Genomic DNA, 24,771 nt, shown 5'->3' with positions numbered 1-24,771 from the left:
AGAGATAGAATGAAACAACTTCCGATTATACAGGTGCTTCCTGACCTGAAAAACATACTTAACACTGCGCAGGCAGCAGTACTTATCGCTGAACCGGGTGCAGGCAAAACAACTGGAACGCCTCCGGCGTTTTTGGACGAACCCTGGATGGCGGGTAAAAGCATTTTAATGTTAGAGCCTAGAAGGCTTGCTGCTAGATCTGCCGCCACTTACATGGCATCCTGCCTTGGAGAAAGTGTTGGACAGACGGTAGGTTATCGGATGCGGAATGACACTAAAGTAGGCAAAAATACGCGGATTGTTGTAGTCACTGAAGGAGTATTAACGAGAATGCTGCAAAGCGATCCTTCTTTGGGTGATGTGGGTTTAGTTATTTTTGATGAGTTCCATGAGCGCAGTCTTCATGCGGATTTGGGACTTGCCCTTACACTGGAAGCACAGGCTGTGCTGCGGGAGGATCTAAGGATTCTTATCATGTCAGCTACCTTGGACAGTGAGCGGGTGTCTGCTTTACTAGGGGATGCGCCTGTAGTAAATTGTCCGGGCAGAACCTATCCTGTAGAAACAATCTATGTGCCAACTACTGGGAATTTTCCACTGGAAAAAACTGCTGCAGCTGCTGTGAGACGTGCGCTTGCTGAACAACCCGGAGATATTCTCGTCTTTTTACCGGGGGAAAGAGAAATACGCAGAACTCAAAGTGAGTTGGAAAATGGAAGCTTGGCAGAGCAGACGGTAATTCGCCCTCTATATGGCCAGCTGCCACAAAATATCCAAGATGCAGCCGTGGCTGCATCTGTTCAAGGTGAACGAAAAGTAGTGCTTGCGACTTCTATCGCTGAGACAAGTCTAACGATTGAAGGCGTGCGAACGGTAATTGACACAGGGCAGCGCCGTACACAGGTATTCTCACCACGCACAGGAATGCCAAGTCTAACGACAGTCCCGGTATCGAAAGCCTCCGCGGATCAACGGCGGGGACGTGCTGGACGAACAGCCCCTGGCGTGTGCTACAGGCTGTGGAGTCAGGAGGAGCATAATCGACTTCCGGATGACAATGTGCCGGAGATTATGCAGACGGACCTTGCGCAGCTTGCTTTGGAGCTGGCGCTGTGGGGCGTGCGCGATCCTGCCGCGCTATCTTGGCTTGACGCGCCGCCCGCTGCGCCTTATGCGCAGGGCACCGCGCTGCTGCGCCAGCTCGGCGCGCTGGACGCCGGCGGCGCCATTACGCCGCACGGCCACAGCATGGCCGCGCTTGGCGCGCACCCGCGAGCCGCGCATATGCTGCTGCGCGCGGCAGAGCTTGGCGCAGCACCGCTCGCCTGCCGGCTGGCGGCGCTGCTGCAAGAGCGGGACCTTTTCAAGGGTCCCGCGGCCCTAGGTTGCGACCTCACGCTCCGCGTTGAGGCGCTGCTCCGGTTCGAGCGCTCCGCTGATAGCGGCGGAGCGGACCCGGCAGCTCTGCGCGCTGTGCAGCGCGAGAGCCGCCTTTTCCTGGCGCAGCTGCAAGCCGCGCCGGGCGAGAACGTGAACGACATCAGCCGCTGCGGGCTGCTTCTGTCGTTCGCCTATCCCGACCGGATCGGGCAGAAACGCGGCGATGGCGCGTTTCTACTCTCCTCCGGTCGGGGGGCGGCCATGCGGGAAGGACAACCGCTGGCCCGGTCACCTTATATCGTAGCTGCTTCGATCGATGATCGCGCTACACAGGGCGCAATTATGCTGGCAGCTGAGATAGAAGAAGGACAACTGCTTACCTATCATGCAGACCGCATCACCGAGGAAGCGGATGTGTATTGGGATAAAGAAAGTGGGAGTGTGAAGAAACGTCGTCGCACAATGCTCGGCGCGTTGGTCTTAAAAGAAACTTCACATGAAAGACCCTCCGCGGAAGAAACGGCAAATGTACTGTTAAGTGTCATCGCTACTGATGGCATTGAAATCCTACCGTGGGAGAAGGGAACCTTACAGCTTCGCGAACGTTTGATGTTTATGCATACCTTACGTTCAGATTGGCCGGATGTCTCAGATGTTGCTTTAATTGCTACTTTGGATGAATGGCTTTTGCCATATCTTCAGGGTATGAGGAACCTCCGCGACCTTCAGCGTGTACCGTTAGCGCGAGCGCTTGAGGGGATATTGGACTGGAATCAGAGGCAGATGCTGGAAAAGGAAGCACCTACACATATATCTGTTCCTAGTGGCTCGCGTGTGCCCGTAGATTATACTAATCCTGCTGCCCCGGTATTGGCAGTAAGATTGCAAGAGATGTTTGGACAGCTGGACACACCTCGAATTGGAGGGGGAAAGGTGCCGGTATTGCTGCATCTTTTGTCACCAGCTAGACGACCTGTGCAGGTAACCTCTGATCTAGCAAGTTTTTGGCGGGGGACCTATTTTGAGGTCAAAAAAGATCTGAAAGGAAGGTATCCGAAGCACTATTGGCCAGATGACCCATTACAGGCTATTCCGACTAATCGTACACGTCCCGTAAAATAATTTATGGTACATATGCTCTTGAAATTTTTCCTTAGATGTTTGGTCTCCCGTTTAAAGGGTAATTACTAGCGAAGACAATTACTAAGGAGGGCTTCAAGTGACTAAAAAAATCGTAGGTATTTTCGACACAGAACAAGAAGCAACCAGAGCAATTGAAGGACTTCACAATCAAGGATTTAGTAATGATGAAATATCAGTAATCACACGTGATCGTGATGAGCTTAGAAACATCTCAGAGGATACAGGCACAAAAGCTCCAGAAGGAGTGGCGACAGGCGCTGCTACAGGTGGTGTAGTTGGCGGCGTTGCCGGATTATTAGCAGGGATCGGAGCATTGGCGATTCCGGGGATTGGACCGATCCTGGCGGCAGGGCCTATAGTTGCTACCCTTACAGGTGCAGCAGTTGGTGCAGGCGCAGGTGGATTAGTCGGCGGCTTGATCGGACTCGGTATTCCTGAGGATGAGGCTAAAGAGTACGGAGGTTATGTGGAAAGCGGCAAAATCCTTGTACTAGTCGATGATAATGGACGCGGCTATCAAGCGCATGATGTGTTCCGCGGCAACCGTTCGCTGAATACTCAGCGTTACGAAGGCGTCTATAACGAAGACACTAGACTAGGAAATTCGATGGCTAACAGAGCGGATCGGACGGCTGAAGTCTACAACCGCGATAAAATATAATCATTATTATAACCTGCTTTAAAAGCGGTAAAAGGTTACAAGGAGCGATTCTCCGATTAATGGAGAATCGCTCCTTTGCGTTATTAGTCCATCGCGCCACCCGGAATCCCCCATAACTCATCCACTTTTGAGGCATAGGGACCCAGAGGACGCTATTGGCTAATTTTTAGCCTTTGCAGTGGGATTTCGGACTCCATGGACGCTATTCTATAGAATGAGGCTCTTATTTGCTGTTTTTTTTGCCAATAGCTGCAATGGGGTCCGATAGGGCTCCAAATATTGAATAATATTGCGTTTAAGGCCCCCTGTGTCCTTTGCTACTACGTACCTGCATCGTTTCGGAGTGTCCCTATGCTGCTCCGCCACGTGCTGTCTTTGTACTGCTACGTACACGCCCGATCACTGTGTCCTTTCCCACTACGTACCTGCATCGTTTCGGAGTGTCCCTATACTGCTACGCCACGTGCTGTCCTTGTATTGCTACGTAAGCGCACACGGTCACGTGTCCTTATGCTACAGAGTATTCGCATCGGATTGCAACTCCGAACGTGCCCCGTTTCGCAGAGTCCTTAATACTGCTACGCACGTGCTGTCATTGTACTGCTACGTAAGCGTACCCGATCACTGTGTCCTTATGCTGGATGTGCATCGTTCCGCTGTGTCCTAATGCTGTTACGTACATGCAGGGTTCCCTAGAGTCCTTATGCTGCTACGCACGTGTTGTCTTTGTACTGCTATGTATGCGCACCCGATCACTGTGTCCTTTTGCTATACATACGTGCATCGTTCCACTGTGTCCTTATATTGCTACGTAAGCGCACCCGGACTCTGTGCCCTTATCCTACTGGGCATACGCCCCTGGTTTGCAGCTACGAAATCCCCCGTTCCGCAGCGTCCTTATGGTTGCTAAGCATATGCCCCGTTCCGCAGTGTCCGTATGTGCTGCTACGTGCACGATCTTAATCAAGGATACGAAGCATGCGGACGAAAGAATCAGCTGCTACGGATAACCTCATATCGCGACGGATTGCGAATCCTATATTCCGGGGTGGAGGCGGATCATCTAATTGCAGCTCGAAAAGTTCTCCTTTTTGAATCTCCTCAATTACAAAAGAACGGCTAATAAACGCTACCCCGTAACCAAGTCTTGCGAATTCAGAGAGTAAATCGATGCTGCCCAGCTCTATATCTGGTTTAACGGACAAACCCTTACCAGCAAACCAATGATCAACAAACAGTCTGGTGCTGCTTTCTGGGGATAATAAAATAAAAGGTAACTCTGCAAGTTCTTTCGCCGTAAGCGAACGGTTTGCCAATTGCTGAAAGGCTCGTCCCACTACAAAACAATCTTCAAGGGTGGCAAGCGTCTGAATATTTAATTGTGGATCGTCAATAGGCATATGGACGAGCGCACAGTCTATTTCGCCTTCTTTCAAACGTTTGGTGATCTCATGCGTTTTTCCGTGTGATAGCCGAATTCGTATACCGGGATATTGTTTGTGGAATGCGTTCAATTGCGGAAGCAAAAGATTTTTAATAAGGGAATCACTCGCTCCAATCCGAACTTCTCCTTCGTTTAACTGCTTTAGATTGTGAAGATGCTTTTGTGCAGAATCCAGCATGACTAGTGAGGGCTCAACATATTCCAATAACGCCAGTCCTTCCTCAGTTAGCTCTACACCTTTAGATAAACGATGAAATAATTTGAGTCCTAAAGAATCCTCCATTTGTTTAATGGCATAACTTACGGATGGCTGTGTAATATGCAATTCATTTGCAGCCTTTGTTAGATTTTTGTAACGAGCCGTATATAAAAAAATGCGATACCATTCAAGATTAAAGAATTTGATATAGATCACCTCTATGACAGTCTATTGAAAATGTGATTTCATTAATTGCAACAATCTTATTATAATTTGGATAGATAAATAATAAAAGAGTCGGCAATGGAGGTTTGAATATTATGGCAGGTAACACATTTGGGGAAGTATTTAAAATTACTACCTTTGGAGAGTCACATGGTGCAGCGGTTGGGGTCATAGTGGATGGAGTTACACCTAATGTTGAAATTGATGAAGCATATATCCAGAAACAGATGGATAGAAGGAAACCAGGCCAGTCCTCAGTAACTTCACCGCGTAAGGAATATGATGTTGTGCAAATACAATCAGGAGTATTCGAAGGGAAAACAACCGGAACTCCACTCTTTGTGGTCCTGTACAACAAAGATATGAAACCGGAGGCCTATAACGATATTCAGCATTCATTTAGACCCGGCCATGCGGATTATACTTTTTTGCAGAAATACGGAATTCGCGATCATAGAGGCAGTGGGCGGGCATCAGGCAGGGAAACAGCGGCAAGAGTAGCTGGCGGAGCGATCGCTCGGAAACTGCTTGAAAGAAGAGGAGTTGAGGTACTGGCCTACACGCAAGAGGTCGGAGGGATTAAGTGCCAAACCTTTGATGAAGATGTCATTGAACAAAATGCAGTCCGCGCCTGTGATGCTAAGGCAGGAGCTGAAATGATTAAAAAAATTGAACACTTAGCTTCGATTGGAGACAGCTGTGGAGGTATCGTGGAGTGTCGGATTAGAGGGGTTATTCCGGGTCTTGGAGAACCCGTATTTGATAAATTGGATGCAGAGTTAGCTAAAGCGATGTTATCTATCGGTGCTGTAAAAGGAATAGAGTTTGGAGCTGGATTCGAAGCGGCCTCTATGCTTGGAAGTGAACATAATGACGCGATGAATAAGGATGGATTTCTTAGTAACCATTCCGGTGGGATTATAGGCGGAATTAGCACAGGAGAAGAAATTATTTTTCGAATAAGTGTAAAGCCTACATCCTCGATTTCTGTTACTCAACAGACCATAAACACGAATGGTGAAGAAGTAGAGATTAAAACGGAGGGCAGACATGATCCATGTATCTGTCCGAGAATCGTGCCGGTTGTTGAAGCAATGGCTTGCTTGGTATTGGAAGATCTTTATAAAAGACAAGCTGCTATTTTTGGATAAAAACACTTTATGATAATGATTCAACTCAAAGATTGCACCTCTTAGCATGCTGTGAGGTGCAGTCTTTTTTGCATATGTGGTATCATATGGATAATCATTCAAATTATGCTTTAACTCTAGCTATGCCATAAGATACGGTACAGCAAAAAGGAGGGAATAGATGAAAATCTTTGTTGCAGGTGCTGCAGGTGTGATTGGACGGCTATTGCTTCCTAAGTTACTTCAAGCGGGGCATGAGGTTATCGGTCTGACCCATAAAGAAGAAAACAAAACAATCCTTGAGAGCATTGGGGCACAAGCGGTAATCGCGGATGTGTATGAGCGTGAGTCTATATTTGCGGCTATTCGCGCAGCTCAACCTGAAGTGGTGATTCATCAGCTGACTTCACTAAGTCAGCGGAATTTTGCAGATAATTCAAGGATAAGAATAGAAGGAACACGAAATATTGTCGATGCTTCATTGGCATCCGGGGTTGAACAGATCATTGCCCAAAGTATCTCTTGGGCATATGAAGCTGGTGAGGGACCTGCCACGGAGAATACTCCATTAGATACTAATGCTTCTGAATCACGGATGAGAACCATTGAGGGTATCCGCTCCCTTGAAAAAGCAGTCGCTGAGATTCCTAATCATGTGATTTTGCGGTACGGAATGTTGTACGGCCAAGGGACTTGGTATGATTCTGCAGGATTAATGACAGAAGAAATTCGGCATGGAAGACTGACAGCAACAGAAGCAGTTACGTCATTCCTTCATGTGGAGGATGCAGCTAACGCGGCGGCGCTTGCTCTGAACTGGCCTTCTGGTCCAGTCAATATTGTGGACAATGAACCTGCGCGAGGAATAGATTGGATGCCTGTTTTTTCAGAACTCTTGGGAGCTCCTGGACCTGCTTCGCAAATGGGCAGAGAAGGCTGGGAACGGGGGGCGTCCAATACAAAAGCTCGAATGGATTACGGATGGAGCCCATCTTACCCGTCATGGAGGTCAGGTTTTGCTCAGAGCTTGAAGGGTTAGAGAGATGAATCCTTACATGTAGAAGGAGAGATGACATGAGTAAATTAAAGAATTTTTCTTTAGTAGTCGTGAATTTAATTGCTGATCTATGGTTTGGAATTGTTCGAAAACCAGAGTTTTATGATAAGCACGCCGTTACTAGAACAAAGAAAGGGTATGTCCTGTTTGTAACTATGGCAGGCATTCTCGCAGTGGGTTCTGCTTTTTGGTTATGCTCGAGAATATATTAGAAAAAAGACTGCCAATTGGCGGTCTTTTTTTTAGATATTGGACGTCAGAAAGCTACAATGTTATGTTAGTATTTAATAGATGGTTAAAAATTGAATTTTTTAAAAAGAGGAAGGTTCCAATGAATTCTCCTACACCGAACCAACGTGCGCTCACTTATTCTCAACAATCTATAATTGCCTCACGAGTCACCATTCCAAAGCAGGCTCCTTATTATGTTCAGCGCATAAGATTAATGTCCAAACTCATGGATGAAAACCGTGCTAAAGTAACGCTTATTGCCGCCTCAGCTGGATTTGGAAAAACGACACTTGCGGCTGAATGGGCTCGCACTCATTCCGATGAGGTTGCATGGTTGTCACTGGAACTTGCAGATAACCATCTTGTACGGTTCTGGTTAAGTTTGCATAGCGCAATTGAGAGAATCTTTCAGCCCTATGCTAATCGTTGAGGTTAAAAACCGGGTACAAGCCGTTTCTAAAATAAAAGAAAAGCATTTGCTTTAAATCGGCAAAAGATTAATATAACAGTTTATTACCAAACATTTACTTTAAGAAGTGATACTATGGAATACAGAAGGTGATAGGACTAGCGAGGAGGAAATGTAAATGCAATTAATGGCATGGTCTGAATACGAGATTTCATATGACTTAAATAATGATTATTCTATTCGTAAGGCAGACTCAGAAGAGTGGGGACTGTATTGTTCCATTTATTATAATATGCAATATAACGGTTTTTTTAAAGAAGAAAGGTTCAATTCTGCCCAAAGAAACGCTTTTTGGATTTATAAAGGCGAGTCTAAAATAGGTGGAGTAAGGATGTCGCCTAACCGGATATATCATTTATTTGTTATTCCACCGTTTAACGATACATTTGTGGTGCTGAAGCTATTAAAAAAGCTTTTGATTTATTGGTCAGATAGAACAAAACCTATAAAAACCTTCGAGGTTCTGCCAGACCAGGTTCAATTATTTGCGCGGGTGGGGTTTTGGCCTGATGAGTTCAGATGCCGTTGGATGCACCGTCCTACAGATTATTTTGAGGTCGAATGGAATGAAGAGTTAAGGATTGAAAGTCCTCAGATCGAAGATAATGGAATGGGCGCTAAACGATTTATTCTTGAAGAGCAGATCGCCGAATGTAACTTTGCGAGCTTCGATGGAAGTCTTGAGGCAACAAGGAGAAAAAATTCGCTTATGAAGATTTTATCCCAAGTGAAGAACCTAATTATACAAATGAAGAATTACTGACAGCGTCAACGCTTGTGTATGATAAGAAATCAGGACAGCTAATTGCGAATTGTCTTTTGGGTTTACAAGATGATTACGCAGCAGTTTACAGTATTGGTGTAATACCTGCTTACAGAGGAAAAGGGATTGCTACACTGATGTTGAAAAGAGGACTTAATCTCCTGAAAGATAAGTATCCGATCCTAAGATTATATGTCATGGAAGGTAATGATGCGGAGTCTGTTTATTTAAATCTAGGATTTGTCCCTGGAGTACAAGAGATACAGAGTATGTATATTCCTATGCACGACTAAGAAAGGCTGCCAGATGGCAGCCTTTTTTTTGTTAACTAGGCATGAGAGGTAATAGGAAACATGAAATGTTGAGGGAGTTCTTTTAATAGCGGACGTATAAATAAGGTATCTTCACTCTGGGAAATTAATTCTGCCTTAACTTGATCGATTGGATAATCTGGTGTGAAATAAAAATGTATAACTTCAGTATCCGGAGAAATAATGCTTTTCAATACTGTATTGATATCAAAACTTGTTGTACTAATAATATCAAAAATATGAAGCTGATGATCCTCATGTTTAAAGATCACAATAACGTCAGCCTCTTCAATATAATAAAAGGAATCGTGAAAAGGAAGAATAAAATAAAACAACAGCTGATGTTCATTATTTATCACACTTAGCGCGGAGGATACCGGTGTTCTTTTGACTGCAAAATTTTTGATCATGCTAAAATCAACGGGGTTACCTATAGATAAAGGCCGCACAGAGTAGGTTGTAGTTGGCTGATTGCTAAGATGAGCAACGTTAAGTGAAAAGCTGCTTTCTTGCATGCGTTCAAACCCGAATTTAGGATAAAAATCCAAAGCGCGCTCATTAGCAAATAAGTAGAGGAAGTCGTATTCATGTTCGTACTTAGCGATAATGTGGTCTATTAGTTTTCGGGATAAACCTTGCATACGATAATCAGGATGTGTCATTACCGTCCCAATTTGGATGGCGTTGTATTCTTTTTTGTTGATGAGAATAGTCATTTTATTAATAGATGCATTCGCAATGACGTGATCTTCATCGATAAAGGAATAACAAATATATTTGTCATTCCAGCCCCCTTGTTCATACCAAGGTTTAAAATCAATACCAAAGATTGATTGGGCTAAAGAATTGAAGCTAAGCTTATATTTATCGATGTGTTTATAATCGCTAATCAATTGATATTCATTCATAGAATATACCTCTATTTCAGATGATTTTGGGATTCGCATTTTATGAATATATAATACTATGCTTTTTAACCGTAAAGTTGATTTTAAAAATAATATACCAATATAATCCTGTAGATGTGTTATCATAATCTCTAAATTATTGACTCGGAGGTATAAGATGAGAGAAATAGATTACAGTCATTATTTTTGGCAGGATGAGAAAATAAGACTAAGATCTGTTCACATTTGCAGAATTCTCATCACAGCGGCTAATGTTTACGATCGAAAATCTGAATGGTGAATATGTGGGTGGAGTAAATCTTAATAGCATAGACGAAAAAAATGGTACGTTCAGTATAGGCGTGCAAGTGGATAGAGATCATCGAGGTAAGGGGTATGGGACAAGAGCTATCAACATCCTGTTGAAGTATGCTTTTTTGGAGCTTAGACTCAACAAATTTAACGAATGTACGCTCGAAGGTAACGAACCCTCAGCAGCTATGCTTAGAAAAGTGGGTTGTGTTCAAGAAGGCGTGCGCCGTAAAGTTATTTATACAAATGGACAGTATTTAGACTTACTGTTGTTTGGATTGACGAAGGATGAATTTATGGAGAAAAACACTATGAAATAGTGCTTAGGAGAGGTTACTTGGAAAGCGGAGTGGCGCAGGGATTATAGCTGAGAAGGACGTTTAGAAAATGAACTTGGCAAAGTGGAACTTATTAGTTACCTAAAAAGCGATTCTTCAATACATGGAGGATCGCTTTTTTGCGTTTTGCTGTTCGAATTGATGTTCTATTGAAGCTTGCGGACCCAGAAGACGCTATTTGCATATTTTTCGCTTTTTCAGAGTAGTATCGGACTCCAGTGCAGCTATTCCTCAAGAATCGCTCTATTTATGTTACTTTTTATGCCAATAGCGTCCATGGGGTCCGATAGCACACCAAAAGTGGGAAAAAGCAGCGAATAGAGTCAATGGGGTCCGATAGTAGCTCGAACGAGCAAACTTGAACAAACTAAACAAAGAATGGGAGGAGGATCATGCAGAAGCATGTGGATTCAGATGGAGTTTGTATCGTGCTGAAGTATATTGATCCAGATGGAGTTTGGTTTGCGCAGAAGTATGTGGGCTCAGATAGAGTTTATTTCGTGCAGAAACCTGTGGATCCAGATAGAGTTTAGTTCACGCAGAAACTTTCGGACCCAGAAAACGCTATTTGCAAATATTAAGCTTTTTCAGAGTAGTTTCGGACTCGAGTGCAGCTATTCCACAAGAATAGCTGTATATATGTTACTTTTTATGCCAATAGCGCCCATGAGGTCCGATAGCACACCAAAAGTGGGAAAAAGCAGCGAATAGAGTCAACTGGGTCCGATAGCAACTCGAACGAGCAAACTTGAACAAACTAAACACAGAATGGGAGGAGGATCATGCAGAAGCATGTGGATTCAGATAGAGTTTATTTTGTGCAGAAGTTTGTGGGCTCAGATAGAGTTTGGTTTGCGCAGAAGTATGTGGATTCAGATGGAGTTTATTTCGCGCAGAAGCTTTCAAACCCTGAAGACGCTATTTGCAAATATTTAGCTATTTGAGAGTAGTATCGGACACCAGTGCAGCTATTCCCCAAGAATAGCTCTATATATGTTACTTTTTATGCCAATAGCGCCCATAGGGTCCGATAGCAAACCAAAAGTGGGAAAAAGCAGCGAATAGTGTCAATGGGGTCCGATAGTAGCTCGAACGAGCAAAATTGATCAGACCAAAAAAAGAATGGGACGAGGATCATGCAGAAGCATATGGGTCCAGATGAGTTTGTATCGTACTGAAGTATATTGATCCAGATGGAGTTTGGTTTGCGCAGAAGCATGCGGGTTCAGATAGAGTTTGTATCGTGCAGAAGTATGTGGCCTCAGATAGAGTTTATTTCGCGCAGAAACTTGCCGATCCAGATAGAGTTTGGTTCGCGCTGAAGCTTTCGGACTCAAAAGACGCTATTTGCAAATATTTTGCTATTTGAGAGTAGTATCGGACACCAGTGCAGCTATTCCACAAGAATAGCTGTATATATGTTACTTTTTATGCCAATAGCGCCCATGAGGTCCGATAGCACACCAAAAGTGGGAAAAAGCAGCGAATAGAGTCAACTGGGTCCGATAGTAGCTCGAACAAGCAACTGATCAAACTAAACTGATCAAACTAAACAAACCAAACAAACCAAACAAACCAAACGTATCAAACCAAACAAAGAATGGGAGGGGGTGCCGAAGCATGCGGGTTCAGATAGAGTTTGTATCGTGCCGAAGCATGTGGACCTAATTCTTCGAGGATCATTCTACGAAATCAACGATGTACAATCATTTATTCCATAATTTCATCATATGAAAAATTCACAATAGAAAACCACAAAAAACTAAACTCTCCCTACTCACATCCATATAAATCATCCTGTATCCCACCAAATCTCTATAAACAACGGAATAAGTGAACCCTCTATCAAATTTCAGGTTGTGAAAGTTGGAAAATAGTGCTTATACTAGAGTAATAGAAGGAAAGATTAGCCAACAACATTTACAACATGAGGAGGGTTTATATGGCGTTTATGATTGCTCAACGAGCGTTTATCAAGGTGTATCTTATAACAATGGTAGAACAACACCGCGGTTACGGATATCAAATGCTGGAGGATTTACGTCGGGATTTCAAAGCCCATGGTTATTCCCCTCCACAGAGTGAAATCTATCGCGCCCTGCATGAGCTGGTGCAGCAAGGGATTTTATATCGTACCAAGCAGCTGAAAGGCAATGACCCTAAAGTGGATTTTCAAGAAATCGTACTTTACCATTTCACTTCAGATGGAGAAGAGAAAGCAAAGTTATATAAAAAGCAGGTAAAGACAGATCTTGACCGCTGCTTAGGCATTTTGAATAAAGCTGTTGTGGACAACTATTAGAACTGCAACTATAGTAATATTTTCAGGATGCTCTCACCCTGTTATAATGGTTACTGCCGGATGATTGCAGTATATACTTGGAGGTAGCAAAAGATGGATGAACATATGAAACGTCGGTTAGACAAACAGCGGAAGCTGTTCAGTCAACTCGGCATCACATTAGACGCTCTAACCATACATGAAAAAGAATTCAGCATGAAGCTGCGTGGCTACGATGCGGAGGAAGTAGATACATTTCTGGACAGCGTAATCAAGGATTACGAACGTTTCTATGCGACGATCGCTGATCTGATGGATAAATGGCAAGAGCAGCAGCTGGAAATGCGGGAATTAAAGGCAGAAACCAAAACAGAGGTAATCCAGGTACCTGTTTCCCGAGGCATTGATCCAAAAGAATTGGAAGAGGTTATTCTGAGGCTTGAGACTAACGTCCGCCAGCTTAAAGATAAGCTTCCTCGCGTGGAAGAGTTTTTATAAGGAGTTGTTTGGTGTAAAGGGAGCTCCGCTTGACATTTCTAAATTTACCATTGACGAGTTAGCAGTTCATGAATTATGATATGTTCATAAATGATCATTTATATTTTAGTGGCGTGTTACCGTTAAGGGCATGAGCCAAGAATTGTCTTTATTTCCATTAGACAATTCTTGGCTTTTTTTGTTCCAATTTGACGATAATTAGGGAGAGGAGTGATGAGCTTGTCGCGAGAGATCGAGCAATTTCAAGTACAGCGTGTAATAGGGAATAACGTTGTAATGGTTCAGGGAAGCAAAAACGGGAAGGAATATGTCATCATTGGCAAAGGTATTGGATTTGCAGTGAAGGGTTCTGGTGTGATCGAAGGAAATGATGCTCGGATTGAGAAATTGTTTCGTCTAGAAGATCGCGAAGCCTGGAGCCAATATCAAGTTTTGCTGGAAGACATAGATCCCAAGGTTATGAAAATAACTGATGAGATAATTGCAGATATCCAAAGTCAATTTCCTGACAAGTTAAACGACAAGATTTATCTGGCACTCCCGAGCCACATACAGTTCACCATCTACCGTCTGCGCAACGGGATGGATATTATTAATCCGTTTTTGCAAGAAACCAAAATGTCATTTCCGAAGGAATTTGAGATCGCTTACAAGGCATCGGAGAAAATCAATGCTGAATTTCAAGTACAAATCCCCGAAGATGAGATTGGATTTCTTACTTATCATGTGTATTCGGCAGTTAATAATGTATCGGTTGGTCAGTTAGTCAAGGCCTCTAATATTGTCAATGAGCTTCTAGACATGATTCAGCAAGAACGAAAGATAACTTTTGAGCATGGCAGTATGAATCATATCCGATTAATGATCCACTTGCGTTTTTCGCTGGAACGTATTTTAAAAGGATCACTAATAGATAATCCCTTTGTGAAACATATTAAGAAAGAATACAAAGAGGAATACAAGCTGGCTCAAAAGCTCGGTAAAGTAATGCAAAGGTCGCTTGAAGTCGAAATCCCGGAAGAAGAACTATGTTTTCTAGCCATGCATTTGCACCGGTTATTTCAGACCTTAGTGAAATCAAATTAACATCTTAAGAGGAGTGGAGCATATGTTTTCCAAATGGAAATCAAAAAAAGAAGAGAAACATACTGAACATACCATCGAAATCATGGCACCAATCAGCGGGGAGTCAGTTCCACTAGCACAGGTTCCGGATGAAACCTTTGCTGGCGGTCATATGGGTAACGGAATTGCAATAAAACCATCTGAGGGAATTTTGAAAGCGCCTTTTGACGGTAAGGTTGCTCATATCGTGAAATCGAGTCATGCAGTCATTCTGGAACATTCCTCCGGTATGCAATTGCTATTACATATCGGAATCGATACTGTCAGCCTCAAGGGCAACGGTTTTGTCAGTCATATAACCTCTGGAGATCAAGTAAAAGCAGGTCAAACCCTAATCGAATTTGATCTGGACGTAATTCGCGCGGCAGGTTGTGACACAATTTCGCCTGTAATCGTGACCAGCACAGAGGAGAATCCACCTCAAGTAAGCGGACATTATGGTCAGGTTACAGCAGGACAGGATCTGATTCTTACCGTGGCTTCAAAGTAATTGGTTTATAGAGCACTACTACTATTGAACCGAAAGGATGATTTTAAATGTTGGCTTTTCTACAAAAACTAGGTAAGTCGTTAATGCTTCCTGTTGCAACCATGCCGGCGGCAGCTATTCTTCAAGGGTTTGGTTTGCTTAACTACGAAAAAGATATTCCGCTAGGAGCGACCATTGGTGGATTTCTGAATCAATACTTTGCTCCATTTCTAAACGCCGGAGCGAATGCGATCTTCGGTAACCTAGCCTTAATCTTCGCGGTAGGGGTTGCCATTGGATTTGCCGGTGACGCCGTAGCAGCTTTGTCAGCAGTAATTTCTTACATGGTACTGACTAAGATTCTGCTTATCGTACCGCTTCAATTCTCTTTCATCAATGATGATGTTGTATTGAACATGGGTGTGCTTGGTGGTATTTTTGCCGGTGCTTGGGCAGCGTTCTTATACAAGAGATATCACAATATAAAAATGCCTGATTGGCTCGGATTTTTTGCAGGTAAACGTTTTGTCCCAATCATTACGGCAGCTTCTATGATGGTTCTTGCTGTATTTGTGGGTATGATCTGGAGTCCGATACAAGATGTTATTAGTGACTTCGGGAACTGGGTTGTGTCACTGGGGGCTGTTGGAGCATTCATCTTCGGTACAGCTAACCGCTTGCTGATTCCGTTCGGTCTTCACCACGTGCTTAATACGATTGCTTGGTTCCAAATTGGTGATTTTACGAATGCAGCTGGTGAACTGGTGCATGGTGACTTGTACCGCTTCTTCGCTGGAGATAAAACTGCTGGGATGTTTATGACTGGATTCTTCCCAATTATGATGTTTGCGCTTCCAGGGGCAGCACTTGCATTTATTCATACAGCTAAACCGGAAAAACGTAAAATGGTTGCTTCCATCTTCATCGGTTCTGCCATTGCTTCTTTCTTAACAGGGATCACTGAACCACTTGAGTTCTCCTTTATGTTCGTAGCACCACTCTTGTACGGAGTTCATGCTTTATTAACAGGATTCTCCATGGCCTTGATGTACATTTTAGATGTTAAGCTTGGTTTTGGTTTCTCCGCAGGTTTGATCGATTATCTTGTAAACCTGAAACTGTCTACTAATGCATGGATACTTATTCCTGTGGGTCTTGGATTCTTCGTCTTGTATTATGTACTATTCCGCTTTATTATCTCATTGTTCAAGCTAAAAACACCTGGACGTGAAGATGATGAGGAAGAAAGTCTGTTAGCACCACCTGGAGGTAATGGAACGCCTTCATCGTCTTCTAAAGCTGCTCAAATTCTTGAGAACATCGGCGGTCCATCGAACATCCGCAATATCGATGCATGTATTACACGTCTTCGGTTGATTGTTAATGACGAAAAAGCCGTTAAAGATTCCGCATTGAAACAGCTCGGAGCTTCCGGTGTTATGAGACTGGGTCAAGGGGCTGTGCAGATCGTATTTGGTCCAAAATCAGAGCAAATTAAAGACGATATTCAAAAGCTGTTATAACTAAATTGATCATGTTAAATTCATTAAACAGGGCTGGTTCTTATACCAGTCCTGTTTTTTTGCTGTGTCCAGAGATAAAGGGTTGCTTTATAGATAATGCCTAGTATAATACTTGGTATAAGTAGGAAAAGGAGTCGGTACACATGTCAGTCGATGATTATTTGGATCTTTTAAATTACGCCAAGGCGATTAAAGATGGACAGTGGCAGGCTGACATCATTGAGCGCTTAAAGAATCTTAGTGCAGCAGAGGAAAGTCCTCAGATTCAAGAAGAAAGTGTAATAGAATTATGGTCAAGATTTGATGCCATTAACATAATGATCATGAAGCTGTTTGAGAAGCTACGTGAGAATGAACATTCAGAGCAACAGTTTCAGTGGAAAGAGCAGCTCTGGGAGCTTAGGCTGGAACGAAGTATTTTATCAAAAAAGATTCTTAATCGTTACATTCGAATTAGGTAAACACTAAAAGACAGTTTCCTTATTAATTTAGGGGCTGTCTTTTTTTACGTAATCTTGATACAAAAATGCATTGATAGTCGTCTTACTTATAGCTGCAGCTGATAAGGAGGATTTACAAGATGGAAATTCCGGAATCTGAAATTTTTAAAGCAATATTCTATGAACATTATCCTATTGTCAGACGTAAGCTGACCGCTTTGGTTCGTGATGAGTCGGCAGCAGATGATTTGGCACAAGAAGTTTTTCTGAGATTGTATCGTAACCCCCCAGATGATCCAGCAGCGCTGGGTGCCTGGCTTCATAGAGTCCTTACTCGTATTGGATATGATTATCTAGACAAAAAAGCAAGGGAACGGCGGCTGCAAAATAAACAAGAACAGTTATACGAAGTGGGGGAATCACCTCCTTCAGGAGAGGAAGTCTTAATCAGTAAGCTGGATCAGGAGGATGTTCATGAATGGTTGAACGAGCTGCCTGACAGGGATAGACAAGCGCTTCTGCTTAGATACTCTGGTTACAGTTATGCGGAAATAGCAGGCGAGCTTGGTCTAAGACCTCCCGTAGTAGGGACATTACTGCACCGTGCGACCCTGAGGTTAAGACAAAATGCAGCAAAATCACTATCTCAGTCAGATTAACAAACCGAGATAAACGAAGCTCCAAATTATTTAGGAGGGTTTACTAATGACTAAACAACCGCTAAATCAAGATCATAATAAACAATATACAGATGAAGCCTGGGCCAAATTGCAAAACAAGTTAGCGTCTGAGCATGCAAGTCCTAAATGGGCTGTGTGGAGTCAGCAGTTGGCAGTGGATGTTATGAAAGATGATGATAAACCACACCCAGAAATGGGCCAGCCTCAATCTACAGATGACAATCCGATAACTAATCGCCGATCCAAGCGACCTCGCATGAATCGTCGGCGTAAGTGGGGAGTAGCAGTGGCAGGTGCCGCGATCTTTGCGGTTATACTTGGAACTCCAGTAGGAAATACGGCTATGGCATCGCTGCTGAATCAGTTTCGGATGGAAGAAGTTACAGTTGTGAATGAAAATGATATTCGGGATATTTTTTATCAGGTTAATGAAAGTCAATCCATGAATGAAGCTATGAACAAATTTGGTGTGTTTACAAGTACCTTTGGTTCAAATAAAGGGATTATTCCGTTAGATCAGGTGGAAGAGACTCTAGGTTTTACACTTCCAAGCGGAACTTTGCTCAAGAATGTGAAGAGCGCATATATAACCAATTCACAAGAAATAACCTTGAAGCTTAATATTGAAGCGGTTAATAAAGCAATGAAAAGATTGGGTGCAAAACAGCTTCTTCCAGAAGCCATAGATGGGAAAGAAATTAAATTAGATCTTTCGGAGATCGTGAATTATGATCTTTCGATGGATAATGATAAATGGGCTAATCTTACACAGACGAAGACTCCTTTAATTACTGTAGATCCAACTATAAAGGTTGATGAAGCTTTGGAAGCTATAATCGATTTTCCATTGCTGCCAGATTATCTGAAATCGAGCTTAAAGCAGAGCCGCATTTTATCAGGTGAAATTCCTCTGCCACTGGTAAAAGGCCTGAATACCGACCAAATAAAGATTAAAGATACTACGGTTCTACTGAATCAGAATGAATATAGTCAAGGGATTGTATACTCGGCCATTTGGGTACAGAACGGGCAATTGTTCGATTTCAACGGGGGAAGCGTGTATACAGATAAAGCTGTATTCTTAGAGAAGCTAGAGGAGTTGATTGAATAATGACGGCTGCTGCAATAGAAGCGAAGTCTTTGACCAAAGAATATGATAACGGACGTGGTTGCCGTGATGTAACGATTACTGTTGGGAAAGGGGAAGCCTTTGGCTTCCTCGGCCCTAATGGTGCGGGGAAAAGTACCTTTGTCAAAATGTTGGTAGGTCTCATTCGTCCATCGAATGGTAGTGCTACTCTATTAGGCCATAAGATCGGTTCACTTGAAGCCAAGTCCCAAATCGGATATTTACCGGAATTATATCGCTATCAAGAATGGCTTACCGGGGAAGAAGTAGTAAGACTGCATGCCAAGCTGTGCCGTGTAGAGCGATCTGTAGCCGATAAAAGAATTCCAGAGCTTCTAGCGGAAGTTGGAATTGGAAACCGTGGACGGGATCGTGTGAAACATTATTCCAAAGGGATGCAGCAGAGATTAGGGCTTGCTTGTGCTCTTGTAAACAATCCGGCCATCGTTTTTCTGGATGAGCCCTCATCGGCGCTAGACCCGATTGGACGTCAGGAAGTTCGGAATATTTTGCAGAGGCTAAAAGAGAAGGGAGTTACGATATTTCTTAACTCTCATCTACTGGAGGATGTTGAACTCATCTGCGACCGTATGGCACTGCTGAATAACGGAGTTATACTGCGGCATGGGAAAGTATCTGAGATCTTAAATAAGCGAACAAGCTGGCATTTTAAAGTGGGCGGTTTTACGCCTATTTTGTTGTCTTGGCTACAGGATAGTACTGATCTTAAGATCAAAGTTTCAGCGGATATTGGATCTCAATCTGAAAAAGGAGCTTCAATCCCAGCTACATTGGAAAGTAGCACAGTTTGGCTGGAAGCGGAACTGGAGAATGAGGAGCAAGTAGGCTGGCTGAACACGTTAATTATTGAACAAGGAATGACCTTATATGAAGTCTCACGAAAGCAAGTACGTCTGGAAGACTGGTTTATGAGTGCTGTATCCGGCCTAAGTCACAGAGGTGAACACGAATGAGAATAATCATGGGAATGACCTGGAAGGAATTGCTGCGGAAACGAGTAATGATATTAACACTGCTTATGACCATTGTCTTTCTTATAGGATTTTGGTTTGTGGCAAATACGATCGGACAAAGTGGAATACCGAATAGAACAGATATTAGCAGTGGCGAGCATCTCTTAGCTAATTTTACAAATGGTGCTTTTATATTATCACTTGGATTCTTTTTTGGCGCTTTTGTAATCGCCTTTTTGGCGATCTTCAGTTCCTTCTCAGCTATTGCAGGTGAAGCGGAACAAGGGGTTATGCAGGCTTTACTGCCAAGACCGCTGCCGCGGTGGAAATGGTACATAGGTCGCTGGCTTGGATATGTGACGCTTGGGATTGGTTATGCCCTGATTTTATTTATTTCTATTTTATGGATTACTGAGATCCATGCAACCGTTCCTAGAGATGCCGTAGTCCTATTGAAATCATTTTTGTTATTCTCCTCTATAGTGCCTTTGCTAATTACGATTTCTATGCTGGGTTCTGGATTCTTCTCAGCAGTGGGGAATGGCGTCTTTATGACAATGTTATATGGAGCGGGCTGGTTAGGTGGGATGATTGATAAGATCGGAGGATCGCTGAGATTAGAACCCGATGTTCTTGACACATTAAATAATCTGTCAGGAATGATGGCACTGCTTATGCCAGTGGATGGTTTACAGCGGAAAATGACCGCCGTCCTGTTCAGCGCTAATGAAATGAGTGGAATGATGGGATTGTTCGGCAGCATGAATGGATTGCTGGATTTTAATACGGTTCCGTCAAACATGTTTATTATTTATGCGATAGGATATACCCTGTTAGCTTTTGTTATAGGTCTACTTCGCTTCGAGCGAAAAGACTTATAAAGGGGATGTTAATCCAAAAAGAGCCCTCTTGTCTCATGATCGGGACAATTAGGGCTCTTTGTGTTGTGTAGCGGGAATCATTTCTTAATACCAAGCTCAATCCATTCGGTAGACCAGTTTCCAATTTCACCAAGTATAGGAGCAAGCGCTGTGCCTTTTGGAGTCAGAGAGTACTCAATACGTACTGGCATTTCAGGATATACAGTTCGCTCTATAATGCCTTCGGTTTCCATTTCCTTCAATCGGTCAGATAACACCTTGCCACTGAGATTGGACAGACAGCTCTCAATTTCACCAAAACGGCGTGGCCCTGGCATAAGCACGAAAACGATCAGCGCGACCCAACGTTTACTTAGCAAGTCTACCGCTTTTTCAAAGCGAGGACACATGTTGAAATCATTCATAATATCACCTCGACATTCATTATATCATAAACTTACATAAAGTAATTATAAATATTTAAAGATATATTATAACTTGACGAAGTTATATTACAATGATAAACTTACTTACAAATAGTTACTTATAATTTAACTAATATTTTATCCTTATGCTTAGCTCTATCTAAGCATTGATGAACAATGAGGAAGGTGTAATTATGATTAAACCAGAAATCACTTCTATTTTACAGAATAAAATCACGCGAATTCCTTTAGCAAATTCCACAAATATATTGGTTGGACCCATCACGTTACCGGTGAATTTAGACGGCGAGACCGTTGTTTTTAAATGGTACAACTGGCTGAATACAACGGATGCAGAGCTTCTTCAAGAGGATAGCAGTAAAGCAACGGCAGCTTTAATTTCACGTTTGCCATCCATGAACTTAGCAGAAGGACAACAATCAAGTGTGTTGGTATATGGCGATTTCGAAGGGTCTGAGGATGCATTGATCCGGATGCATAGCATCTGCCATACTGGCGATATTTTTGGCAGTAAACGTTGCGATTGCGGATTCCAGCTGCATCAATCCATGAAAATGATTGTTGAGCATGGCTCTGGGGCATTATTTTATCTCGCGAATCATGAAGGAAGAGGCATTGGCCTGTTCAGCAAATCTTTAGCGTATCTTTTACAGGAAGAAGGATACGATACAGTTGAGGCTAATTTAGAGTTGGGATTTGCTGATGATTCAAGAAACTACGAAGAAGCAATCAGTGTTCTGCAAACTTTACGTCACAAACCAGTGACGCTGATTACGAATAATCCGAAGAAATTGGATGCGCTCAAGGCTGCAGGGATGAATGCCGTAAAAAGAGTAGCGTTATGGGGAGATGTATCTTCTTTTAACGAGAAATATTTGCGGACTAAAGTCGCTCGCTCAGGGCATTTAGAAGCTGTGAAGGACACCCATTCGCTAAATGAAAGACTGGCTAAGTAAAGATTGAAGTAGTGCTTTTGCGCTTCTTCTATTATAATGGGGTACTGGGAACCAACTCTAAGCTTAGTGAGGTACAATATGACTGCTATTCAAGTACAAGACTTACGCAAAACATTCAAAGTACAAAAAAACCGCGAGGGTCTCAAAGGGGCCTTCGCTGATTTGTTTAAAAGGGAATATACGGAAGTGACTGCAGTGAAGGACATTTCCTTTTCCATTCCTGAAGGGGAGATCTGTGGTTATATCGGCGAGAACGGTGCTGGGAAATCGACCACGATCAAAATGCTCACAGGTATTCTCGTGCCGACTTCCGGAAACCTGACAGTAGGTGGGTATGTTCCGTATTTGGAGCGCGAGAAATTCGTGAAAAATATCGGTGTGGTATTCGGGCAACGCAGTCAGCTATGGTGGGACATTGGCGTGATTGAGTCGTTCCAGCTCCTGCGCAAGGTTTACCGGGTGTCTGAACAAGATTTCAAGAAACGGCTGGATGAATTGGTCGAACGACTGCAGCTGCAAGAACTGCTGAATCGTCCGGTTCGTAAGCTTAGTCTAGGTCAGCGGATGCGTTGTGAATTAGTGGCAGCATTGCTTCATAATCCGTCGATTGTATTTCTGGATGAACCGACCATTGGCTTAGATATTGTGGTGAAGTCAGAGATCCGTGAATTCCTAAAAGATATGAACCGCGAGCATGGGACAACCATACTGCTGACTACACATGACCTGCAAGATATTGAGGCGCTTTGCTCCCGAGTGATAATGCTTGATGATGGCCGTATCATTTATGACGGAGGACTGGAAGACCTGAAGCAGCGTTGGGGAACCGGACGTGAGGTTCAATTTCAATTTGGAAATGCAACGAAACGTCAGCAACTTGAGTTATGGACTGAGGGGTTGCCTGTTACTTGGTCTGCGGAGAACGATCTAGGGGCATCTGTCTGGATACCGCTAGATATAAATGTATCGGATGTATTAAGCAGAGTAGTGGGAAAAGCAGACATTACTGATATCAAAATCATAGAGACCAATACGGACGATATTGTTCGCAGTATTTATCAATCCGGGTCTGCAGACAAGCCTGATGAAATGGCTGCCGCTCTGAAGGATGAAAGAGAGGCTTTACATGTCTGATAAGCTTAATCCTGCAACGGCTATGTCCTCCTCCTCAGGAGGCGCGTCTTCTGGTGGTCCTCAGGAGAATAGCCGTAAATTACTATTCGGGGCTTACTTAGATTTTATACGCATCCGTTTCCTTACCATGCTTGCTTATCGGATTAACTACTACTCAGGTATTCTTATCTATTCACTGAATATTGGGGTTAACTATTTCACTTGGATGGCCATCTATGGTAATGGGGATTCATTGGGTGGATTTACTGCAACGCAAATGACATCATATGTTGCTGTGTCGTGGATGGCTAGAGCCTTTTATTTTAATAACCTAGACCGCGAGATCTCTACGGATATCCGTGATGGAAGTATCGCTATCCAGTTTATAAGGCCCTATAACTATGTCTTAGTCAAAATGATGCAAGGTCTTGGAGAGGGAATGTTCCGCTTCCTCTTATTTATGATTCCCGGCATGGCCATAGCGATGCTGCTGTTCCCGGTTCAATTGCCAACAGCGCCATCTGCTTGGGCAGGGTTCCTGGTGATGCTCTTTTTCAGCTTTTTAATTAATTCACAGATCAATATCATCACAGGGCTCTCGGCATTTTTCGTGGAAAATAATGAAGGCATGATGCGAATGAAGCGGGTGATTGTAGACTTATTCTCCGGCTTAATCGTACCGATCAGTCTGTTTCCTAACTGGTTATCTTCCGTACTTGAGGTGCTGCCGTTTCAGGCGATTACCTACTTGCCAGGTTCAGTGTTTACGGGACGGGTGCAAGGGGTTGGAATATGGAATGTATTAGGGATACAAATTATTTGGTTCCTGGTATTGCTGATTCCAATTGTCTGGTTATATCATGCGGCGCGGCAGCGTCTCTTCGTGCAGGGAGGTTGAGGAAACATGTATTACCTGGGATTATTAATTGAATATATCAAAAACTATATGAAGAGCCGGCTCACCTATCGCGCTGACTTTTGGGTAGAGGTCATTTCAGACTTACTTTTTCAAGCTACCAACTTTATCTTTATTCTCGTAATTTTTATGCATACAGATAGCCTGGGCGGTTGGAATCAGAATGAAGTAGTGTTCGTTTATGGATTCTTTATGGTGCCTTTTGGGGTGTTTAGTTGTTTTGTGAATCTATGGGGATTTAGTGAACGTTACATCGTTAAAGGTGAGATGGACCGTATTTTGACACGCCCAGCTCATAATTTGTTCCAGATCTTTTTGGAAAATGTTGATCCGCCAGCACTTATGGGCTCATTCATAGGTATTATTATTATGGCCATCAGTGGCAGCAATTTGGGTCTTCCCTTTGAATGGTGGACGATACCGGCTCTGATCATTCTAACGTTAAGTGCGGTCGCCATCTATACGGGGATTTACACAACGTTGACTTCATTGTCTTTCTATTCGGATGCTCCTACTGGCATTCTTCCGTTAATGTACAACATTCAGACTTATGGCCGTTATCCGGTAACGATTTACAATCGTGCTATACAGGTATTGCTTACTTGGATCATTCCATTTGCATTCGTCGGAGTGTATCCAGCCGCGCTTTTTCTGCAGCGGGAGGAGATGACCAGCCTTGCTCTGATGACACCTGTAGTAGGTGCTATATTTCTGGGGATTGGTTTGTTAGCCTGGAGTTATGGCGTTCGCAGATACAAAGGTGCGGGGTCTTAAGTTAAGCTAGTGTCTTGTTATGTTGGAAAGGCTACCT

The 24,771-nt window shown here is 43.3% G+C and carries 28 protein-coding genes; 25 read left to right on the top strand and 3 right to left on the bottom strand.

Annotated features, from left to right (window positions below; genetic code table 11):
- The first annotated feature begins 9 nt into the window (after positions 1-9).
- Together hrpB and MKY63_RS27660 are read left to right on the top strand one after the other, a co-directional pair.
- Positions 10-2,502 (top strand): ATP-dependent helicase HrpB, encoded by a 2,493-nt coding sequence (gene hrpB / locus MKY63_RS27665; protein WP_339810635.1) that lies wholly within the window; start codon positions 10-12, stop codon positions 2,500-2,502.
- Positions 2,503-2,599: 97 nt separating this feature from the next.
- A complete protein-coding gene (locus MKY63_RS27660; RefSeq protein ID WP_076213230.1) occupies positions 2,600-3,184 on the top strand; it encodes a general stress protein in 585 nt (194 codons plus the stop codon).
- Positions 3,185-4,143: 959 nt separating this feature from the next.
- Here the strand turns inward: MKY63_RS27660 and MKY63_RS27655 are convergent.
- Positions 4,144-5,034, bottom strand: coding sequence for a LysR family transcriptional regulator (locus tag MKY63_RS27655; protein ID WP_076213349.1), 891 nt, complete (start codon positions 5,032-5,034; stop codon positions 4,144-4,146).
- 113 nt (positions 5,035-5,147) lie between these two features.
- On the opposite strand from MKY63_RS27655, the gene aroC reads away from it, so the two are divergent.
- The 6 genes from aroC (at position 5,148) to MKY63_RS27625 (ending at position 8,995) form a co-directional block, all read left to right on the top strand.
- Positions 5,148-6,203 (top strand): chorismate synthase, encoded by a 1,056-nt coding sequence (gene aroC / locus MKY63_RS27650; RefSeq protein ID WP_036686655.1) that lies wholly within the window; start codon positions 5,148-5,150, stop codon positions 6,201-6,203.
- Between the two features lie 160 nt (positions 6,204-6,363).
- Entirely contained in the window at positions 6,364-7,221 is an 858-nt protein-coding gene (locus MKY63_RS27645; RefSeq protein ID WP_038570616.1) for an NAD(P)-dependent oxidoreductase, read from the top strand.
- Positions 7,222-7,256: 35 nt separating this feature from the next.
- A complete protein-coding gene (locus MKY63_RS27640) occupies positions 7,257-7,451 on the top strand; it encodes a hypothetical protein (RefSeq protein WP_036686658.1) in 195 nt (64 codons plus the stop codon).
- A gap of 119 nt (positions 7,452-7,570) precedes the next feature.
- Positions 7,571-7,900 carry a hypothetical protein gene (locus MKY63_RS27635; RefSeq protein WP_076143978.1) on the top strand — a complete coding sequence of 110 codons (330 nt, stop codon included), beginning with the start codon at positions 7,571-7,573 and terminating at the stop codon, positions 7,898-7,900.
- Between the two features lie 157 nt (positions 7,901-8,057).
- The gene (locus tag MKY63_RS27630) at positions 8,058-8,702 is read left to right on the top strand and encodes a hypothetical protein (RefSeq protein ID WP_339810630.1); all 645 of its coding nucleotides are present in this window, start codon (positions 8,058-8,060) and stop codon (positions 8,700-8,702) included.
- A 14-nt stretch (positions 8,703-8,716) separates the two neighbouring features.
- Positions 8,717-8,995: a GNAT family N-acetyltransferase gene (locus MKY63_RS27625; protein ID WP_339810628.1), complete on the top strand. Its 279-nt coding sequence runs from the start codon at positions 8,717-8,719 to the stop codon at positions 8,993-8,995.
- A 35-nt stretch (positions 8,996-9,030) separates the two neighbouring features.
- Here the strand turns inward: MKY63_RS27625 and MKY63_RS27620 are convergent, their stop codons facing one another.
- Complete coding sequence (locus MKY63_RS27620; protein ID WP_076183777.1) at positions 9,031-9,921, bottom strand: GNAT family N-acetyltransferase; 891 nt, start codon at positions 9,919-9,921, stop codon at positions 9,031-9,033.
- 251 nt (positions 9,922-10,172) lie between these two features.
- On the opposite strand from MKY63_RS27620, the gene MKY63_RS27615 reads away from it, so the two are divergent.
- The 13 genes from MKY63_RS27615 (at position 10,173) to MKY63_RS27555 (ending at position 20,550) form a co-directional block, all read left to right on the top strand.
- Positions 10,173-10,532 carry a GNAT family protein gene (locus MKY63_RS27615; RefSeq protein WP_339810625.1) on the top strand — a complete coding sequence of 120 codons (360 nt, stop codon included), beginning with the start codon at positions 10,173-10,175 and terminating at the stop codon, positions 10,530-10,532.
- Positions 10,533-10,942: 410 nt separating this feature from the next.
- Positions 10,943-11,083 carry a hypothetical protein gene (locus MKY63_RS27610; RefSeq protein ID WP_339810622.1) on the top strand — a complete coding sequence of 47 codons (141 nt, stop codon included), beginning with the start codon at positions 10,943-10,945 and terminating at the stop codon, positions 11,081-11,083.
- 249 nt (positions 11,084-11,332) lie between these two features.
- Positions 11,333-11,494 (top strand): hypothetical protein, encoded by a 162-nt coding sequence (locus MKY63_RS27605; protein ID WP_339810620.1) that lies wholly within the window; start codon positions 11,333-11,335, stop codon positions 11,492-11,494.
- A 998-nt stretch (positions 11,495-12,492) separates the two neighbouring features.
- Positions 12,493-12,852 (top strand): helix-turn-helix transcriptional regulator, encoded by a 360-nt coding sequence (locus tag MKY63_RS27600; RefSeq protein ID WP_036686667.1) that lies wholly within the window; start codon positions 12,493-12,495, stop codon positions 12,850-12,852.
- Between the two features lie 93 nt (positions 12,853-12,945).
- Entirely contained in the window at positions 12,946-13,329 is a 384-nt protein-coding gene (locus MKY63_RS27595; protein WP_036686669.1) for a DivIVA domain-containing protein, read from the top strand.
- A gap of 213 nt (positions 13,330-13,542) precedes the next feature.
- Positions 13,543-14,415, top strand: coding sequence for a PRD domain-containing protein (locus tag MKY63_RS27590; protein WP_036686671.1), 873 nt, complete (start codon positions 13,543-13,545; stop codon positions 14,413-14,415).
- Between the two features lie 22 nt (positions 14,416-14,437).
- The gene (locus tag MKY63_RS27585) at positions 14,438-14,944 is read left to right on the top strand and encodes a PTS glucose transporter subunit IIA (protein ID WP_036686673.1); all 507 of its coding nucleotides are present in this window, start codon (positions 14,438-14,440) and stop codon (positions 14,942-14,944) included.
- A 47-nt stretch (positions 14,945-14,991) separates the two neighbouring features.
- Complete coding sequence (gene nagE / locus MKY63_RS27580; protein WP_076135196.1) at positions 14,992-16,446, top strand: N-acetylglucosamine-specific PTS transporter subunit IIBC; 1,455 nt, start codon at positions 14,992-14,994, stop codon at positions 16,444-16,446.
- Positions 16,447-16,589: 143 nt separating this feature from the next.
- Positions 16,590-16,907: a hypothetical protein gene (locus tag MKY63_RS27575; RefSeq protein WP_076143974.1), complete on the top strand. Its 318-nt coding sequence runs from the start codon at positions 16,590-16,592 to the stop codon at positions 16,905-16,907.
- Positions 16,908-17,026: 119 nt separating this feature from the next.
- Complete coding sequence (locus tag MKY63_RS27570) at positions 17,027-17,545, top strand: sigma-70 family RNA polymerase sigma factor (protein ID WP_036686680.1); 519 nt, start codon at positions 17,027-17,029, stop codon at positions 17,543-17,545.
- Between the two features lie 46 nt (positions 17,546-17,591).
- Positions 17,592-18,677 carry a DUF4179 domain-containing protein gene (locus MKY63_RS27565; RefSeq protein ID WP_076297197.1) on the top strand — a complete coding sequence of 362 codons (1,086 nt, stop codon included), beginning with the start codon at positions 17,592-17,594 and terminating at the stop codon, positions 18,675-18,677.
- Positions 18,677-19,669, top strand: coding sequence for an ABC transporter ATP-binding protein (locus tag MKY63_RS27560; RefSeq protein ID WP_076275186.1), 993 nt, complete (start codon positions 18,677-18,679; stop codon positions 19,667-19,669). The genes MKY63_RS27565 and MKY63_RS27560 overlap by 1 nt, the downstream gene beginning before the upstream one ends.
- On the top strand, positions 19,666-20,550 hold the full coding sequence (locus MKY63_RS27555; RefSeq protein WP_036686685.1) for an ABC transporter permease subunit: 885 nt from the start codon (positions 19,666-19,668) through the stop codon (positions 20,548-20,550). Before MKY63_RS27560 ends, MKY63_RS27555 begins: the two co-directional genes overlap by 4 nt.
- Before the next feature lie 77 nt (positions 20,551-20,627).
- Here the strand turns inward: MKY63_RS27555 and MKY63_RS27550 are convergent, their stop codons facing one another.
- Entirely contained in the window at positions 20,628-20,954 is a 327-nt protein-coding gene (locus tag MKY63_RS27550; RefSeq protein WP_036686688.1) for a winged helix-turn-helix transcriptional regulator, read from the bottom strand.
- Between the two features lie 194 nt (positions 20,955-21,148).
- On the opposite strand from MKY63_RS27550, the gene MKY63_RS27545 reads away from it, so the two are divergent.
- From MKY63_RS27545 to MKY63_RS27530, 4 genes are all read left to right on the top strand, one after another.
- Complete coding sequence (locus MKY63_RS27545; RefSeq protein ID WP_036686690.1) at positions 21,149-21,931, top strand: GTP cyclohydrolase II; 783 nt, start codon at positions 21,149-21,151, stop codon at positions 21,929-21,931.
- Positions 21,932-22,009: 78 nt separating this feature from the next.
- On the top strand, positions 22,010-23,065 hold the full coding sequence (locus tag MKY63_RS27540; protein WP_038570639.1) for an ABC transporter ATP-binding protein: 1,056 nt from the start codon (positions 22,010-22,012) through the stop codon (positions 23,063-23,065).
- Between the two features lie 127 nt (positions 23,066-23,192).
- The gene (locus MKY63_RS27535; protein WP_051491475.1) at positions 23,193-23,942 is read left to right on the top strand and encodes an ABC-2 family transporter protein; all 750 of its coding nucleotides are present in this window, start codon (positions 23,193-23,195) and stop codon (positions 23,940-23,942) included.
- 6 nt (positions 23,943-23,948) lie between these two features.
- Positions 23,949-24,734 (top strand): ABC-2 family transporter protein, encoded by a 786-nt coding sequence (locus MKY63_RS27530; protein ID WP_036686696.1) that lies wholly within the window; start codon positions 23,949-23,951, stop codon positions 24,732-24,734.
- Positions 24,735-24,771 lie beyond the last annotated feature (37 nt).

The sequence above is a fragment of the Paenibacillus sp. FSL R7-0189 genome (assembly GCF_037969925.1).
Classification (GTDB): domain Bacteria; phylum Bacillota; class Bacilli; order Paenibacillales; family Paenibacillaceae; genus Paenibacillus_AQ; species Paenibacillus_AQ odorifer.
This window is presented reverse-complemented; position numbering and strand designations above follow the sequence as displayed.

Coding starts and splice junctions, on each gene's coding strand:
- hrpB (WP_339810635.1), top strand. CDS start 10: ATGAAACAACTTCCGATTATACAGGTGCTTCCTGACCTGAAAAACATA.
- aroC (WP_036686655.1), top strand. CDS start 5,148: ATGGCAGGTAACACATTTGGGGAAGTATTTAAAATTACTACCTTTGGA.
- MKY63_RS27645 (WP_038570616.1), top strand. CDS start 6,364: ATGAAAATCTTTGTTGCAGGTGCTGCAGGTGTGATTGGACGGCTATTG.
- MKY63_RS27640 (WP_036686658.1), top strand. CDS start 7,257: ATGAGTAAATTAAAGAATTTTTCTTTAGTAGTCGTGAATTTAATTGCT.
- MKY63_RS27635 (WP_076143978.1), top strand. CDS start 7,571: ATGAATTCTCCTACACCGAACCAACGTGCGCTCACTTATTCTCAACAA.
- MKY63_RS27630 (WP_339810630.1), top strand. CDS start 8,058: ATGCAATTAATGGCATGGTCTGAATACGAGATTTCATATGACTTAAAT.
- MKY63_RS27620 (WP_076183777.1), bottom strand. CDS start 9,921: ATGAATGAATATCAATTGATTAGCGATTATAAACACATCGATAAATAT.
- MKY63_RS27615 (WP_339810625.1), top strand. CDS start 10,173: ATGTTTACGATCGAAAATCTGAATGGTGAATATGTGGGTGGAGTAAAT.
- MKY63_RS27610 (WP_339810622.1), top strand. CDS start 10,943: ATGCAGAAGCATGTGGATTCAGATGGAGTTTGTATCGTGCTGAAGTAT.
- MKY63_RS27605 (WP_339810620.1), top strand. CDS start 11,333: ATGCAGAAGCATGTGGATTCAGATAGAGTTTATTTTGTGCAGAAGTTT.
- MKY63_RS27600 (WP_036686667.1), top strand. CDS start 12,493: ATGGCGTTTATGATTGCTCAACGAGCGTTTATCAAGGTGTATCTTATA.
- MKY63_RS27595 (WP_036686669.1), top strand. CDS start 12,946: ATGGATGAACATATGAAACGTCGGTTAGACAAACAGCGGAAGCTGTTC.
- MKY63_RS27590 (WP_036686671.1), top strand. CDS start 13,543: ATGAGCTTGTCGCGAGAGATCGAGCAATTTCAAGTACAGCGTGTAATA.
- MKY63_RS27585 (WP_036686673.1), top strand. CDS start 14,438: ATGTTTTCCAAATGGAAATCAAAAAAAGAAGAGAAACATACTGAACAT.
- nagE (WP_076135196.1), top strand. CDS start 14,992: ATGTTGGCTTTTCTACAAAAACTAGGTAAGTCGTTAATGCTTCCTGTT.
- MKY63_RS27575 (WP_076143974.1), top strand. CDS start 16,590: ATGTCAGTCGATGATTATTTGGATCTTTTAAATTACGCCAAGGCGATT.
- MKY63_RS27570 (WP_036686680.1), top strand. CDS start 17,027: ATGGAAATTCCGGAATCTGAAATTTTTAAAGCAATATTCTATGAACAT.
- MKY63_RS27565 (WP_076297197.1), top strand. CDS start 17,592: ATGACTAAACAACCGCTAAATCAAGATCATAATAAACAATATACAGAT.
- MKY63_RS27560 (WP_076275186.1), top strand. CDS start 18,677: ATGACGGCTGCTGCAATAGAAGCGAAGTCTTTGACCAAAGAATATGAT.
- MKY63_RS27555 (WP_036686685.1), top strand. CDS start 19,666: ATGAGAATAATCATGGGAATGACCTGGAAGGAATTGCTGCGGAAACGA.
- MKY63_RS27550 (WP_036686688.1), bottom strand. CDS start 20,954: ATGAATGATTTCAACATGTGTCCTCGCTTTGAAAAAGCGGTAGACTTG.
- MKY63_RS27545 (WP_036686690.1), top strand. CDS start 21,149: ATGATTAAACCAGAAATCACTTCTATTTTACAGAATAAAATCACGCGA.
- MKY63_RS27540 (WP_038570639.1), top strand. CDS start 22,010: ATGACTGCTATTCAAGTACAAGACTTACGCAAAACATTCAAAGTACAA.
- MKY63_RS27535 (WP_051491475.1), top strand. CDS start 23,193: ATGCTTGCTTATCGGATTAACTACTACTCAGGTATTCTTATCTATTCA.
- MKY63_RS27530 (WP_036686696.1), top strand. CDS start 23,949: ATGTATTACCTGGGATTATTAATTGAATATATCAAAAACTATATGAAG.